Origin of the sequence: Microbacterium sp. che218 (assembly GCF_040436305.1) — a bacterium.
GTDB classification, from domain to species: domain Bacteria; phylum Actinomycetota; class Actinomycetes; order Actinomycetales; family Microbacteriaceae; genus Microbacterium; species Microbacterium algihabitans.
On sequence record NZ_AP031501.1, the window covers coordinates 1,243,555 to 1,258,845 of the forward strand.

11 protein-coding genes are annotated in these 15,291 nt (G+C 71.3%); 4 read left to right on the top strand and 7 right to left on the bottom strand.

All coding sequences use genetic code 11. The features are described from left to right. The first annotated feature begins 7 nt into the window (after nt 1-7). Nucleotides 8-1,213: a homoserine O-acetyltransferase gene (locus ABXS86_RS05925; RefSeq protein ID WP_353665922.1), complete on the top strand. Its 1,206-nt coding sequence runs from the start codon at nt 8-10 to the stop codon at nt 1,211-1,213. A 35-nt stretch (nt 1,214-1,248) separates the two neighbouring features. Here the strand turns inward: ABXS86_RS05925 and ABXS86_RS05930 are convergent, their stop codons facing one another. From ABXS86_RS05930 to ABXS86_RS05945, 4 genes are all read right to left on the bottom strand, one after another. Further along, nucleotides 1,249-2,496, bottom strand: coding sequence for an MFS transporter (locus tag ABXS86_RS05930; RefSeq protein WP_353666226.1), 1,248 nt, complete (start codon nt 2,494-2,496; stop codon nt 1,249-1,251). Nucleotides 2,497-2,599: 103 nt separating this feature from the next. Continuing rightward, entirely contained in the window at nt 2,600-2,926 is a 327-nt protein-coding gene (locus ABXS86_RS05935) for an MTH1187 family thiamine-binding protein (protein WP_353665923.1), read from the bottom strand. Nucleotides 2,927-2,966: 40 nt separating this feature from the next. Further along, entirely contained in the window at nt 2,967-4,274 is a 1,308-nt protein-coding gene (locus tag ABXS86_RS05940) for a glycosyltransferase family 87 protein (protein ID WP_353665924.1), read from the bottom strand. Between the two features lie 79 nt (nt 4,275-4,353). Continuing rightward, a complete protein-coding gene (locus ABXS86_RS05945) occupies nt 4,354-5,208 on the bottom strand; it encodes an NAD(P)H-hydrate dehydratase (protein WP_353665925.1) in 855 nt (284 codons plus the stop codon). A gap of 29 nt (nt 5,209-5,237) precedes the next feature. Here ABXS86_RS05945 and ABXS86_RS05950 point away from each other — a divergent pair, with 29 nt between their 5' ends. Beyond that, on the top strand, nt 5,238-6,296 hold the full coding sequence (locus ABXS86_RS05950) for an NADH:flavin oxidoreductase/NADH oxidase (RefSeq protein ID WP_353665926.1): 1,059 nt from the start codon (nt 5,238-5,240) through the stop codon (nt 6,294-6,296). 74 nt (nt 6,297-6,370) lie between these two features. Here the strand turns inward: ABXS86_RS05950 and ABXS86_RS05955 are convergent, their stop codons facing one another. Further along, a complete protein-coding gene (locus tag ABXS86_RS05955) occupies nt 6,371-7,426 on the bottom strand; it encodes a hemolysin family protein (RefSeq protein ID WP_144828739.1) in 1,056 nt (351 codons plus the stop codon). Then, nucleotides 7,426-8,766 (bottom strand): hemolysin family protein, encoded by a 1,341-nt coding sequence (locus ABXS86_RS05960; RefSeq protein ID WP_353665927.1) that lies wholly within the window; start codon nt 8,764-8,766, stop codon nt 7,426-7,428. The genes ABXS86_RS05955 and ABXS86_RS05960 overlap by 1 nt, the downstream gene beginning before the upstream one ends. Before the next feature lie 156 nt (nt 8,767-8,922). Between ABXS86_RS05960 and ABXS86_RS05965 the strand changes: the two genes are divergently transcribed. Beyond that, nucleotides 8,923-9,957, top strand: coding sequence for a glycoside hydrolase family 76 protein (locus tag ABXS86_RS05965; protein WP_353665928.1), 1,035 nt, complete (start codon nt 8,923-8,925; stop codon nt 9,955-9,957). Here the strand turns inward: ABXS86_RS05965 and ABXS86_RS05970 are convergent. Continuing rightward, nucleotides 9,947-11,407 carry a GuaB1 family IMP dehydrogenase-related protein gene (locus ABXS86_RS05970; RefSeq protein ID WP_307209810.1) on the bottom strand — a complete coding sequence of 487 codons (1,461 nt, stop codon included), beginning with the start codon at nt 11,405-11,407 and terminating at the stop codon, nt 9,947-9,949. The two genes, ABXS86_RS05965 and ABXS86_RS05970, sit on opposite strands and share 11 nt — an antisense overlap. A 148-nt stretch (nt 11,408-11,555) precedes the next feature. Between ABXS86_RS05970 and ABXS86_RS05975 the strand changes: the two genes are divergently transcribed. Further along, nucleotides 11,556-15,248 (top strand): multifunctional oxoglutarate decarboxylase/oxoglutarate dehydrogenase thiamine pyrophosphate-binding subunit/dihydrolipoyllysine-residue succinyltransferase subunit, encoded by a 3,693-nt coding sequence (locus ABXS86_RS05975; RefSeq protein WP_353666227.1) that lies wholly within the window; start codon nt 11,556-11,558, stop codon nt 15,246-15,248. The last annotated feature ends 43 nt before the right edge of the window (nt 15,249-15,291 follow it).

Genomic DNA, 15,291 nt, shown 5'->3' on the forward strand with positions numbered 1-15,291 from the left:
GGATGCCATGGACTGGCAGATCTCCGAAGACACGGTGCCCTCGGCCCCGGTGACGGAGGCGGACGCCCGCTCCCTCCTCGGCCGGCCCCCCGCGACCGGAGCGTGGCGCGACGGCGACCCCGTCGGCGACCGCCGCTTCGCCTCGTTCGGCGAATTCCGCACCGAGACGGGGGGCTCGCTCCCCGGCATCCGTCTCGCGTACGAGACCTGGGGCGAGCTCTCGCCCACGCGCGACAACGCCGTGCTGATCCTGCACGCCCTCACCGGCGACAGCCACGTGCGCGGAGCGGCCGGACCCGGACACGCCACCGCCGGTTGGTGGAGCGACCTCGTGGGCCCGGGGGCCGCGATCGACACCGACCGCTTCTTCGTGGTCGCCCCCAACATGCTGGGCGGATGCCAGGGCTCGACCGGTCCTGCGAGCATCGCCCCCGACGGGTATGAGTGGGCCTCGCGCTTCCCCTACCTGACCATCCGCGACCAGGTGTCGGCGCAGGCGCTGCTGGCCGATCAGCTCGGCATCGACAGCTGGCACGCCGTCGTCGGCGGCTCGATGGGCGGCATGCACGCGATCGAGTGGGCCGTCGGTCACCCCGACCGCGTCGAGCGCGCCGCGATCCTCTCCGCCCCGCCGATCACGACGGCCGACCAGATCGCGCTGAACTCCGTGCAGATGGACACCGTGCGCATGGACCCCCGCTTCGCCGGCGGCGAGTACTACGACGCGGGCGACGGCGACGGCCCGCACCGCGGTCTGGCTCTCGCGCGCCGCATGGCCCTGCTCAACTACCGCAGCCCCACCGAGCTCAACTCGCGCTTCCAGCGTTCGTGGCAGTCGGGGGTCAGCCCGCTGGGCCGCGGCGGACGCTTCGCGGTGGAGTCGTACCTCGACTTCCACGGCAACAAGTTCACCCGTCGCTTCGACGCGAACAGCTACCTGACCCTCGTCGAGGCGATGAACTCGCACGACGTCGGCCGCGATCGCGACGGCGTGGACGACGCGCTCGGCCGCGTCAACGCGACCACGCTGGTGCTCGGGATCGACAGCGACCGCCTGTTCCCCATCGACGGCCAGCACCGCATCGCCCGCGGCATCCGGAACACCCTCGACGGCGACGCGGCGGTCGTGCTCTCGAGCGACTTCGGCCACGACGGCTTCCTGATCGAGACCGCCGCGGTGGCGACGCACCTCCGCCGCCTCTTCGCGAGCTGAGGATCCCGGCGCACCGCCCGGCTCGCCCTCCCGCGTCAGCGCTGCGTCGGGATCGAGCCGGTGATGGCGGTCTGCGCGGCTTCGGCCGCCGGCATCCGGTGCGAGGGGTGCCGGCCACTGCGGTCCTCCACGCGGTAGGCGACGAACGCCACGGCGAGTCCGCCGATCGCGAGCACGACGCCGACCCACGCGGGGGCGACGAGCCCGAGGCCCGCGGCGATCGCGAGACCGCCGAGGAACGCGCCGAGGCTGTTGCCGATGTTGAGCGCCGAGTGGTTGAGGGCCGCGGCGATCGACTGGTTGTCTTCGGCGACGTCCATCAGACGCGTCTGGATCGACGGGCTGAGCGCCGAGCCGCAGAACGCCACGAGGAAGGCGAACAGCACGAGGCTCACGATCCAGCCGGCAGTAAGGGCGAGACCGACGGATGCCACGCCCAGGGCGATCAGCCCGACGAAGAGCCAGAACCGCAGGTCTTTGTCGGCGAGCGCGCCTCCGACGATGTTGCCGATGGTCATGCCGATCCCGACGATGACGAGCACGACCGACACCGCCCACTCGGGCTGGCCGGCGACGTCGGTGATCATGGGCGCGATGTAGCTGTACATGGCGAAGAATCCGCCGAAGCCGACCGCGCCGATGCCGAGGGCGAACCACACCTGGCCGATGCGGAACACCCGCATCTCATCGCGCAGGCGTCGTCCGGGGGTTCCGGGGTGCTTCGGCACGAAGAACGCGATGCACACCGTCGCGAGGGCGAAGATGCCCGCGACCACGGCGAAGGCGGCGCGCCATCCGACCTGCTGGCCGAGCAGGGTGCCCAGCGGCACGCCGACGACGTTCGCGATCGTGAGGCCCGTCAGCACGAAGGCCACGCCCTTGGCGCGGTTGCCGGGGCCGAGCACGTCGGCGGCGACGAGGGCGCCGATGCCGAAGTACGCCCCGTGCGGGAGTCCGGCGAGGAAGCGGGATGCCGCGACCAGCTCGAACGTCGGGGCGATCACGGTCAGCAGGGTGAAGAAGGCCAGCGCTGCGGCCAGCACGATCATCACGCGGTGGCGCGGGAAGCGCGCGACCGAGCCCGCGATGGTGGGGGCGCCCACCACGACGCCGAGGGCGTAGAGCGAGATGAGCCACCCGGCCTGCGCGATCGCGTCGTCGGGCGACGCCGCGTAGGCGGTGGGCAGCAGGTCGCGGCCGATGTTGGGCAGCAGGCCCATCACCACGAATTCGGTCATGCCGATGCCGAAGCTGCCGATGGCGAGAGAAAGGAGCGCCCGCATCGCCGCACCTCTCGAGGTCGTCGAAGAGGTCACCAGGCGATGCTAGCCGTGACGGCGGCGCGGGTCGAATCGTTTCGGGACCCGGGAGTGGCGCCCGCGGGGTTCAGTCCTCGCGACGCTCCAGCGCGTCTTCGAGGCGCTCGATCTTCCCGTCGATCTCGCCGGTGCGGCCGGGGCGGATGTCGGCCTTGAGCACGAGCGACACGCGCGATCCGTAGGGCATCACGGCATCCGTCGCCGCTTTCACCATGGCGAACACCTCGTCCCACTCCCCCTCGACCTCGGTGAACATCGAGGTCGTGCGGTGCGGCAGCCCCGACGCGCGCACCACGGCGACCGCGGCGGCGACGGCGTCGTGCACCGAGGCGTCGGGGTTCTCGGCGGCGAGGGTGCCGACGCCGGAGGGGGCGACGGAGAAGGCGATGAGCATGCTCCGAGCCTACGGCGGCGACCCTCCGGGCGGAACGGGGTCAGCGCGCGGCGGGCACGCGCGTCGGCAGGGGCCGGCGACCCGTGACGATCTCGCGCAGCCCCGCGGGCGGACGCACGCGGCCCACCGGCACGCGCACGACCCGCACGATCGCCCACACCAGCAGCACGAGGCCGAGAACGTTACGCGCCTCGAGCACGAACACCGGGAAGGGGTTCGGGTGCTGGGCCATGAGCCCGTCGTACATGAGCGGGTACATCCACTGCGTGAGGGCGGCGATCACGAGGGTCATCGCGGCGAAGCCGTACCAGCGTCGCCGGTCGATCATCAGCCCGAGCACGACGGGGGCGAACAGCCACACGTAGTACTGGGGCGAGCCGACCTTGTTGAGGGCGATGAACGCCGTCACCAGGGCGAGCGAGAGCGGCGGGAAGAGGCTGAGGAAGGTCGCACCGCGACGCATCTTCAGGACGCCGACCACGGCGACCCCCGCCATGACGAGCAGCATGATGGGCGTCATCGCGGCGATCAGGGGCTCGGCTCCCGGCCCCGTCACCTGGAAGGTCAGCACGTCGCCGTCGTAGTACACCTCGTTGCCCGGCACGTAGAAGGCCGCGAGGAACATGTAGACCGCCCCGACCGGCGCTTCCATCTGGATGCCGCGGGTGGTCTGATCGCCCACGAAGCCGAAGACGAACGGGGCGCCGCCCAGGGCCACCACGGCGACGATCGTCACGAGCGAGACCGCGACCGCGCCGTAGACGAGGGCGAGGCGCCGACGGATGGCGACGAGACCGGCGGCGAGGATCGCGGCGGGCCAGACCTTCATCCACACGGCGACCGAGAGAAGCACGGAGGCGAGGAACGGGCGCCGCAGCATCCAGATGCCGCCGAGGATCGCGAACGGTACGGTGATGCCGTCGATGCGGTAGAGGCCGACGGGGCCGACCAGCAGGATCGCGGCGAGCCAGAACCATGCGGCGAGCACGCGGCCGGTCGAGCGGCCCTTGCCCACGAGGATGACGAAGGCGACGAGGTTGAACAGCGACACGGTGATCGCCCACGCGGGGGTGTACCCGGTAAACCAGGCGAAGATCCACGCGAAGGTCATCGGCAGGAAGGCGAGCTGCGGGTAGATCCACTTCTCGGTGATCCCGGGCCACTGCCAGGTGTCGCTGCGGGTGCAGGAGGTCACGTCGATGCCGCCGAACAGGGCGCAGCGCGACCACGGTTCGTACACCAGGTACACGTCGCCCATCGGCTCGTTGGGCTGCTGGTAGCCCAGGATCCCCACCACGACGTGTACGGCGACGAACGCGATCAACAGGGGAACGACACGCCTCAACACTGCTTCATCCTAAGCGGGCGGCTCCCCCGGCCCCCGACGAGCCCCCTCGGCCCGGCCGGCGGGACCGTCGGCGGGGCCCTCAGTCGTGGTCGTCGGAGAGCACGGATGCCACGACCCGCGGCAGCGCCTCGGCGACGTCGAGCGCGGTCAGGGGTCCCCCGTCGGCTCCGCTGTCCCGCGAGGCCCGACTCCCCGCGGCTCCGTGCAGCCACGCCGCGGCCGCCGCGCACTGGGCCAGATCGTCGAGGCCGTCGCGCCCGTCGGCGACGGCGCCGGCGACCACCGCGCCGAGCACTCCGCCGAGCACGTCGCCCGTGCCGGCGGTCGCCAACCACGGCGTGCCCGCACTCACCCGTCGGCTGCGCCCGGCCGCGGCGACGATCGTGACCGCGCCCTTCAGCAGCACGACCCCGCCGAACGCGGCCGCCGTCTCGAGGGCAGCCGCCTCCCGCTCGTCGTCGTCGCCGATCGCGGCGGAGGCGAGCCCGAGGGCCTCGCGCAGCCGCGTGAGCTCGCGGGCGTGCGGCGTCACGATCACGGGTGCGCTCGCGGCCGGCACCAGATCGAGGGCACCGGCGTCGACCACGACCGGCAGATCGCCGTTCAGGATGCCGCGCAGGGCCGCCGTCTCGGCCGCGTCGCGCTCAGCGGCATCCGTCCCCGATCCGATCACCCACGCCTGCACGCGCCCGTCGGCGGTCACGGTCTCGGGTCGGCGCTGCAGCACGAGATCCTGCGCGCGCTGCGGCCCGAGGTAGCGGACCATGCCCGTGCCGGTGCGCCACGCGGCCTCGACGCCGAGCACCGCGGCGCCCGGATAGCGGGCCGATCCGGTGCGCAGTCCCACCACTCCGCGGGAATACTTGTCGTCGTGCGCGGTTGGCCTCCGCAGTGCCCGGGCGGCATTGCGCCCGCTGAACTCCATCGCCGTCATGGCGTCACCCTAGAACGCGAAGGTCCCCCATGAGCGCCCTCTTCACTCCTCTCACGATCCGCGGTATCGAGCTGCGCAACCGCCTGTGGGTCTCGCCCATGTGCCAGTACAGCGCCGTCGACGGAATGCCGAACGACTGGCACCACGTGCACCTCGCGCAGTTCGCCGCCGGCGGGGCCGGCCTCGTGATCGCCGAAGCGACGGCCGTGTCGCCCGAGGGCCGCATCTCGCCCGACGACACGGGCCTGTGGACCGACGCGCAGGCCGACGCCTGGTCGTCGATCGTGGCGGCGATCCGCGCGCGCGGATCCGTGGCCGGGGTGCAGCTGGGCCACGCGGGCCGCAAGGCCTCGACCACCTCTCCCCTCACGGGCGGGCGCGGCACGGTGTCCGTCGAAGACGGCGGCTGGAGCACCGTCGCCCCGTCGGCGATCGCCTACGACGCGTTCGCCGAGCCGGTCGCCCTCGACGCGCGCGGCATCGAGAAGGTCGTCGACGACTTCGCCGATGCGGCCCGTCGCGCCGTCGCCGCGGGCTTCGAGGTGCTCGAGGTGCACGCCGCCCACGGCTACCTGCTGCACCAGTTCCTCTCGCCCCTGACCAACCACCGCGACGACGAGTGGGGCGGCTCGTTCGAGAACCGCGTGCGACTGCTCGTGCGCGTGACCGAGGCGGTGCGTGCCGCCGCCCCCGACGCGGCGCTGTTCGTGCGCTTCTCGGCCACCGACGCGGCCGAGGGCGGGTGGAGCGTCGACGACACCGTCGCGGCCTCTCGCCTCGTCGCCGACGCGGGCGCCGACCTCATCGACGTCTCCAGCGGCGGACTCGTTCCCCACCAGCACATCGTCCCCGGGCCCGGCTACCAGGTCGACTACGCCGAGACCGTCCGCCGCGAGACGGGCCTGCTCGTCGCCGCGGTCGGCATGATCGACGACCCGACCTTCGGCGAGCAGATCCTCGCCGACGGCCGCGCCGACGCGATCCTCTCGGCCCGCGAGTGGCTGCGCGACCCGCACTACGCGCTGCGCGCCGCGGCGGCGCTGGGGGCACCGAACCCCGCCCCCGCGCAGTACCTCCGCGCGTACTGAGGCCGGCCCCTCACACGAAGACACCGGATGCCGCGAGCCCCAGGGGCCGCGGCATCCGGTGTCTCGAACCGGGGTCAGACGAAGCGGCGACGCTCCGTGGCGTCCTGCACCTCGCCGACGAGCTCTTCGATGACGTCCTCGAGGAAGAGCACGGCCCGCACGTCGCCCTCGTCGTCGCGCACCTGGGCGAGGTGGCGACCGGAGCGACGCATGAGCGCGAGCGCATCTTCGAGGTCGGTCGTCTCGAGCACCGACACCATGTGGTGCACGCGCTTGTTCGGAATGGGGCGCGCCATGTCGGCATCCGCCCCCTCGGCCGCGCGCAGCACGTCCTTCAAGTGCACGTAGCCCGTGGGGTTGCCGGCGCCGTCGACGATCACGTAGCGCGAGTAACCGTGCTGCGCGACCGCGCGTTCGATCTCGGCGGGCGTGGTCGTCTCGGGAAGGGTCACGAGCTCGGCCATCGGCACCGCGATGTCGGCGGCCTTCTTCTCGGTGAACTCCACCACCGCGGTGACCGTGCCCGACGCGTCGTCGAGCACGCCCTCGCGGCGCGACTGCGTCACGATCGTCGCGACCTCATCGAGCGTGTAGGTCGAGGCGGCCTCGTCCTTCGGCTCGACGCGGAACAGGCGCAGCACGTGGTTGGCCGTCCAGTTCAGCGCGACGATGATCGGGTGAAACGCCTTCGACACCGCCACCAGCGGCGGGGCGAGCATGAGCACCGCGCGATCGGGCAGCGAGAACGCGAGGTTCTTCGGCACCATCTCGCCGAACACCACGTGCAGGTACGACACCAGCAGCAATGCGACGACGAAGCCGATGACGCCGACGGCGGCCTCCGGCAGACCCGTGAGCCCCAGGGGCCCCTCGAGCAGGTGGTGGATCGCCGGCTCCGAGACGTTCAGGATCAGCAGCGAGCAGATCGTGATGCCGAGCTGGCAGGTCGCCAGCATCATCGTCGCGTGTTCCATGGCGTACAGCGCGGTCTTCGCGGCGCGCGATCCCCGGTCGGCGTGCGGCTCGATCTGCGAGCGGCGTGCCGAGATGACGGCGAACTCCGCGGCGACGAAGAAGGCGTTGAAGGCGAGCAGCACCACGAGCCACGCGATTCCGGCCCAGTCGTTCATCACTGGTCCCCTCCCTTCGCGGCACGCACGAGGTCGTCGACGTCCTGCTCCTCGACGGAGGGCGTGAACTGCACGCGGTCGACGCGGCGACCGTCCATGCGCTGCACGGCGAGCACCCCGTCGTCGAGGTCGACGGTGTCGCCGACGGTGGGGATGCGCTCGAGCGCGGCCATGATGAATCCTCCGACGGTGTCGTAGACCTCACCCTCGGGCACGCGCACGCCGGCGCGGTCGAGGGCCTCGTCGGGTCGCAGGTCGCCCGGGAAGGTGACGGATGCCGCGGAGCGCACCACACCCGCGCGCGAGCGGTCGTGCTCGTCGAGCACCTCGCCAACGATCTCCTCGACCAGGTCTTCGAGCGTCACGACGCCGGCGGTTCCGCCGTACTCGTCGACGACGATCGCCATCTGGTAGCCGCGCGAGCGCAGCTCCGACACGAGGGTGTCGAGGTGCACCGTCTCGGGCACGCGCAGCGGCTCGGTCGACAGCGCCGCCACCGGCACGTCGCCGCGACGCTCGCGGGGCACGCCGATCGCGGCCTTGAGGTGCACGACGCCGATGATGTCGTCCATCGACTCGCCGTACACGGGGAAGCGGCTGTGGCCGGTGCGACGGGCGAGCTGCACCACGTCGTCGGCGGGGTCGCCCGCGGCGAGCGCGTGCACGCTCGGGCGCGGGGTCATGACGTCGGCCGCGCTGAGGCGGGCGAAGGTGAGGCTGCGGTCAAGCAGCGACGCGGTGTCCTTCTCGAGCATGCCGGCGCTCGCCGAGCGCTTGACGAGGCTCGACAGCTCTTCGGCCGAGCGGGCGCCCGAGAGCTCTTCCTTGGGCTCGACGCCCATCGCACGCAGCACGCCGTTCGCGCTGCCGTTGAGCACGAGGATCGCGGGCTTGAACACCGCGGTGAAGGCCACCTGGAAGGGCAGCACGAGCTTGCCGGTCTGGCGCGGGATGGCCAGGGCGAAGTTCTTGGGCACGAGCTCGCCGAGGATCATCGACAGCACCGTGGCGAAGCCGACGCCGATGATCGCCGCGAGGGGGACGAGGACCGTCTCGGGCACGCCCCACCCCTGGAACAGCGGGCGCAGCAGGTTCGAGATCGCCGGTTCCATCGTGTAACCGGTGAGCAGCGTCGTCAGCGTGATACCCAACTGCGCGCTCGACAGGTGCGTCGAGGTGATGCGCAGCGCATCGATCGTGAGCGACAGACGGGTCTCGCCCGCGGCGCGACGGGATTCGAGGTCGGCGCGGTCGAGGTTGACGAGCGCGAACTCGCTCGCGACGAACAGACCGGTACCCACCGTGAGCAGGAGCCCCACGCCCAGCATGACGTAATCCATCAGGCATCACCCCCGCTCGAGCGTGCGGCGGAAGAGGGTCTGTGGGGCCTGGGTCTACAACTGGGAGGGTCGTCCATCGTGACGTCGATTCTATTGCAGCCCCGGGCCTGCGGCATCCGTCTCGTGCACGTTTTTCGCAGCGGGGAGGATGGGCGAATGGATGCCGACACCCCGGCGCAGCACCGCGCCGCCGCCGCGGAACGAGCGGTGCTCGATCGCTACCTCCACCGCTACGGCCCCGTCGCCTGGGCGCACGCCTCGGTCGCCGACGCCCGCACCGCGCGGACGTGGCACTACTGGTGGCATGCCCACCTGATCCACGTGCTCGCCGACGCCGAGCGCAACCGCCCCGACCCGCGTCGCCGGCGGCTCCTGCGTCGACTGGGCCGTGGGGTGACGCTGCGCACCATCGGGCGCTGGACGACGCCGTTCTACGACGACATCGCCTGGATGGGCCTCGGGCTGTTCTCCAGCCGTGCGAACCCCCGCGCGTTCCGCAAGATCGCCGGCGTCCTGCACGAGGCGATCGACCCGAGCGTCGGCGCCCTGCCGTGGAGCGTCGGCAGCGCGCTGTACAACGCCCCCGCGAACGCTCCGGGGGCGATGGTGCTCGCCCTCACCGGTCACCGGGCCGACGCGGAGCGGCTCGCCGACTGGATGGCATCCACCCTCGACGACGACGCGACCGGCCTCGTGCGCGACGGCATCGAGCACGACGCGGTGCGCCCCGACCTGTGGACCTACAACCAGGGCGCCACGATCGCCCTCGAGCTGCTGCTGGGCGAGTCGGCGATCGACGAGACGGACGCCGCCTGGAGGCACGTGCGCCGGGCGCGCGAGCTCGTGCTCGCGGTCGAGCGCTGGTGCGCCGACGACGACGGCCTCTTCCCCGCGGCCGGGGGCGGCGACGGGGGCCTGTTCGCCGGCATCCTGGCCCGCCATCTCGCCGATGCGGCCGTGGAGCTGTCCGAGAGCGAAGACGCCGAGGGCGACGCCGCCGCACGCGCGGCCCGGCGCCTGGTCGAGCGCAACGCCGACGCCCTGTGGGAGGGCCGGCGCGAGGGGCTGTTCCCGGCCGACCCGCGCCGTGCGGCCGCCGCCGACGGCGACGACCTCGACCTCTCGGTGCAGATGGGCGCCTGGATCACGCTCGAAGCCGCGGCGAGCCTCGACCGCCTGCTCACCAGCTGACGGGGAGCGCCTTGCCCTCTTCGTAACCTGCGGCCGACTGCAGGCCGACCCGCGCGCGCTCGTGGAACTCGGCGACGGTGGCCGCCCCCGCGTAGGTGAACGACGAGCGCACGCCCGAGGTGATCATGTCGAGCAGGTCTTCCAGTCCCGGGCGCTGGGGGTCGAGGTAGATCCGCGACGACGAGATCCCCTCGGCGAACAGCTCCTTGCGCGCCCGCTCGAAGGGGTCGAGCGCGCCGAAGCGGCCCTGCACCGCCTTCGTGGAGGCCATGCCCCACGACTCCTTGTAGAGCCGCCCGGCCTCGTCGGTGCGCAGGCGCCCCGGCGCCTCGATGGTGCCCGCGAACCACGAGCCGATCATGACGGATGCCGCGCCCGCCGCCAGCGCCAAGGCGACGTCGCGCGGGTAGCGCACCCCGCCGTCGGCCCAGACGTGCGCCCCGGCCGCCCGCGCCGCCTCGGCCGTCTCGAGCACGGCCGAGAACTGGGGGCGCCCGACGGCCGTCATCATGCGGGTCGTGCACATCGCGCCCGGACCGACGCCGACCTTGAGGATCGTCGCGCCCGCGTCGGTGAGGTCGCGCACGCCGTCGGCGGTGACGATGTTGCCGGCGGCGATCGGGATGCCGAGATCCAGCGCCGCCACCTCGCGCAGGGCCCGCAGCATCTGGGCCTGGTGGCCGTGCGCGGTGTCGACCACCAGCACGTCGACGCCGGCCGCGGCGAGGGCGCGGGCCTTGGTCGCCACGTCGCCGTTGACGCCCACCGCGGCGGCCACGATGAGGCGGCCGTCGGCGTCGACCGCGGGGCGGTAGACCGAGTCGCGAAGTGCGCTGCGCGCCGAGAGCGTGCCGACGACGCGATCGCCGTCGACCACGGCGACGATGTCGGCGCCGGCCGACTGCACGAGCGAGAACACCGCGCGCGGGTCTCCCACGCGCTCGACCTCGACGACGGGGGCGTCGCTGCGGGCGATGTCGCCGAGCAGGGCGTCGGGAAGGGCCGTCGCCAGGCGCTGCGCCGAGACGATCCCCCGGAACCCGGCGAGGTCGACGATCCCTCCCTCGCGCTGGTCGGCGACGATCACTCCGCGGCCCGGCACGGGAGGCAGGGCGAGACGCGCGTCGGCGACGGTGGCCGACGGCGGGAAGACCAGCGGGGCGTCCCACGCCACCGGCTGCGCCTTGACGTGGCCGATGGCCTCGACCAGGCGCGGCAGCGGCATGTCCTGCGGCAACACGCCGAGTCCACCGCGACGCGCGAGGGTCGCGGCCAGTCGCGTTCCGGTCACCGAGTTCATGTTCGACGACACGAGGGGGATGGTCGCTCCGCTGCCGTCGGCGGGGGCGAGGTCCACGTCGAGGCGGCTGCGCACCTCGGAATGACGGGGGACGAGGAAGACGTCCGAGTAGGTCAGGTCGACATCGGGCTGGGCGCCGGAGAACTCCATGGCATCCACCCCATCACACCATTCGAAAGTAAAGGCCCCGTAAAGCCCCCGGATGCCCGCAGAAACCTCGGCTAGGCTGGAAGACGCGTTGGACGGCGACGTCGGCGCATCCACAGGAATCTTCATCGAGGAAAGCAGGCGATCGACTGTGTCGAGCCAGGTGACGGGCGTCGGTACTTCGAGCGAGGGCGAGTTCGGCGCGAACGAGTGGCTCGTAGACGAACTCTACGAACAGTTCAAAGTCGACAAGCACTCCGTAGACAAGGCCTGGTGGCCGATCCTGGAGGCGTACCACCCGGTCGTCGACGGGTCTTCCGCCGCCGCTCCCCCGCCCTCCGCGCCGCAGGCGCAGTCGGGGTCCGAGCCCAAGCCGGTGACGGCCCCCATCCCCGTGGTCGGTCAAGCACCCGTCGCCCGCACCACGGCGAAGCCCGCGAAGCCGCAGCCCATCCCGGCGCAGGCCCCCAGCACGGTGCCCTCCGCCGCCGGCCAGAGCACCGAAGAAGACCGCGTGACGGTCCTCAAGGGCATGCCGAAGGCCCTCGCGTCCAACATGGACGACTCGCTGACGGTTCCCACCGCGACCAGCGTGCGCACGATCCCGGCGAAGCTGATGATCGACAACCGCATCGTCATCAACAACCACATGTCGCGCACGCGCGGCGGCAAGGTCAGCTTCACCCACCTCATCGGGTGGGCGCTCATCCAGGCGCTCAAGGAGTTCCCGAGCCAGAACGTCTACTACGCCGAGATCGACGGCAAGCCCTCGGTCGTGGCACCCGCGCACGTCAACCTGGGCATCGCGATCGACATGCCCAAGCCCGACGGGTCGCGCGCCCTGCTGGTCCCCAGCATCAAGCGCGCCGACACGCTCAGCTTCGGCGAGTTCCTCGCCTCGTACGAAGACCTCGTGCGTCGCGCCCGCTCCAACAAGCTCACCCCCGCCGACTTCCAGGGCACCACGGTCTCGCTGACCAACCCCGGCGGCATCGGCACCGTGCACTCGGTTCCCCGTCTCATGCGCGGTCAGGGCGCGATCATCGGCGCCGGCGCGCTCGACTACCCCGCCGAGTTCATGGGCGCGAGCACCAAGACGCTCAACGAGCTCGCGATCGGCAAGACGATCACCCTCACCAGCACCTACGACCACCGCGTCATCCAGGGTGCCGGTTCGGGCGAGTTCCTCAAGAAGGTGCACGAGCTCCTCATCGGAGAGCGCGGCTTCTACGACGACATCTTCGCCGCGCTGCGCATCCCCTACGCCCCCATCCACTGGGCGGCCGACGTCAGCGTCGACATCTCCGAGCGCATCGACAAGAGCGCGCGCGTGCAGGAGCTCATCAACTCCTACCGCGTGCGCGGCCACCTCATGGCCGACATCGACCCGCTCGAGTACGTCCAGCGCACGCACCCCGACCTCGAGATCGAGTCGCACGGGCTGACGTTCTGGGACCTCGACCGCGAGTTCGTCACCAACGGCCTCGGCGGCAAGCGCGTCGCCAAGCTGCGCGACATCCTCGGCGTGCTGCGCGACTCGTACTGCCGCACCATGGGCGTCGAGTACATGCACATCCAGGACCCGGCCCAGCGCCAGTGGTTCCAGAGCAACATCGAGGTCAAGTACACCAAGCCCGGCCACGACGAGCAGCTGCGCATCCTGTCGAAGCTGAACCAGGCCGAGGCGTTCGAGACGTTCCTGCAGACCAAGTACGTCGGCCAGAAGCGCTTCAGCCTCGAGGGCGGCGAGTCGCTGATCCCGCTGCTCGACCAGATCCTCCAGGGCGCGGCATCCACCGGCCTCGACGGAGCCGCGATCGGCATGGCCCACCGCGGCCGCCTCAACGTGCTCACCAACATCGCGGGCAAGACCTACGGTCACGTGTTCCGCGAGTTCGAGGGCGCCGTCGCGATCGGCAGCAAGCGCGGCTCGGGCGACGTGAAGTACCACCTCGGCACCGAGGGCACCTTCGTCGGCGACGAGGGACACGAGCTCCCGGTGTACCTGGCGGCCAACCCCTCGCACCTCGAGACCGTCGACGGCGTGCTCGAGGGCATCGTGCGCGCCAAGCAGGACCGCAAGCCCATCGGCACGTTCTCGTGGCTGCCCATCCTCGTGCACGGCGACGCCGCGTTCGCGGGTCAGGGTGTCGTGGTCGAGACGCTGCAGATGTCGCAGCTGCGCGGCTACCGCACCGGCGGCACGATCCACGTGGTCGTCAACAACCAGGTCGGCTTCACCACCACGCCCACCGACGCCCGCACCTCGGTGTACGCCACCGACGTCGCCAAGACGATCCAGGCGCCGATCCTGCACGTGAACGGCGACGACCCCGAGGCCGTCGTGCGCGCGGCCGAACTCGCGTTCATGTACCGCGAGGAGTTCCACCGCGACATCGTCATCGACCTCGTCTGCTACCGCCGCCGTGGTCACAACGAGGGCGACGACCCCTCGATGACCCAGCCGCTGATGACCAACCTCATCGAGGCCAAGCGTTCGGTCCGCCGTCTGTACACCGAGTCGCTCGTCGGCCGCGGTGACATCACCGAAGACGAGTACGAGCAGGCGAAGCAGGACTTCCAGCGCCGCCTCGAGGTGGCCTTCGCCGACACGCACGAGGCCGAGACGGGCACCAACCCCGTCGTCACGACCGACGCGGCCGACGAGCCCGCCGTGGGTGCTCCCGAGACCACCGGCGTCTCGCGAGAGGTCGTCCAGCACATCGGCGACGCCTTCGTGAACAAGCCCGACGGCTTCACGGTGCACACCAAGCTGCAGCAGCTGCTCGACAAGCGTCTCGACATGAGCCGCAACGGCAACATCGACTGGGCCTTCGGCGAGCTCCTCGCCTTCGGTTCGGTGCTGATGGAGGGCACGCCCGTGCGCCTGGCCGGTCAGGACTCGCGCCGCGGCACCTTCGTGCAGCGTCACTCGGTGCTGCACGACCGCGACAACGGTCAGGAATGGTTGCCGCTGGCGAACCTCAGCGAGAACCAGGGCCGCTTCTGGGTCTACGACTCGCTGCTCAGCGAGTACGCCGCGATGGCGTTCGAGTACGGCTACTCGGTCGAGCGCTCCGACGCCCTAGTGCTGTGGGAAGCCCAGTTCGGCGACTTCGCCAACGGCGCGCAGTCGGTCATCGACGAGTTCATCTCGTCGGCCGACCAGAAGTGGGCGCAGCAGTCGAGTGTCGTGCTGCTGCTCCCCCACGGCTACGAAGGACAGGGACCCGACCACTCGTCGGCACGCATCGAGCGTTACTTGCAGATGTGCGCGCAGGACAACATGATCGTGGCGCGCCCCTCGACCCCCGCGTCGTACTTCCACCTGCTGCGTCGTCAGGCGTACCAGCGCCCCCGTCGTCCGCTCGTGGTCTTCACACCGAAGGCGATGCTGCGTCTGCGCGGAGCGACCAGCCCCGTCGAGGACTTCCTCGAGGGTCGGTTCGAGCCGGTGCTCGACGACGACCGCGGTGTCGACGCCGGCGCCGTGAAGCGCGTACTCCTGCACGCCGGCAAGATCCACTGGGACCTGCGCGCCGAGCTCGAGAAGAACCCGAACCCCGAGATCGCCCTGGTGCGGGTGGAGCAGTACTACCCCGCCCCGATCGACGAGCTCAACAAGGTGCTCGCGCAGTACCCGAACGCCGAGCTGGCGTGGGTGCAGGACGAGCCCGAGAACCAGGGGGCGTGGCCGTTCATCGCCCTCGAGGTCGCCGACAAGCTCGACGGCCGCCCGGTGCGTCGCATCTCGCGTGCCGCCGCCGCCTCGACGGCGACCGGTTCGCCCAAGGTGCACGCGAACGAGCACGCCGCGATCATGAACGAAGCGCTCGCGCGCTGACCTTCGCGAACGAAGGGGCCCTGCCGACCGGCGGGGCCCCTTC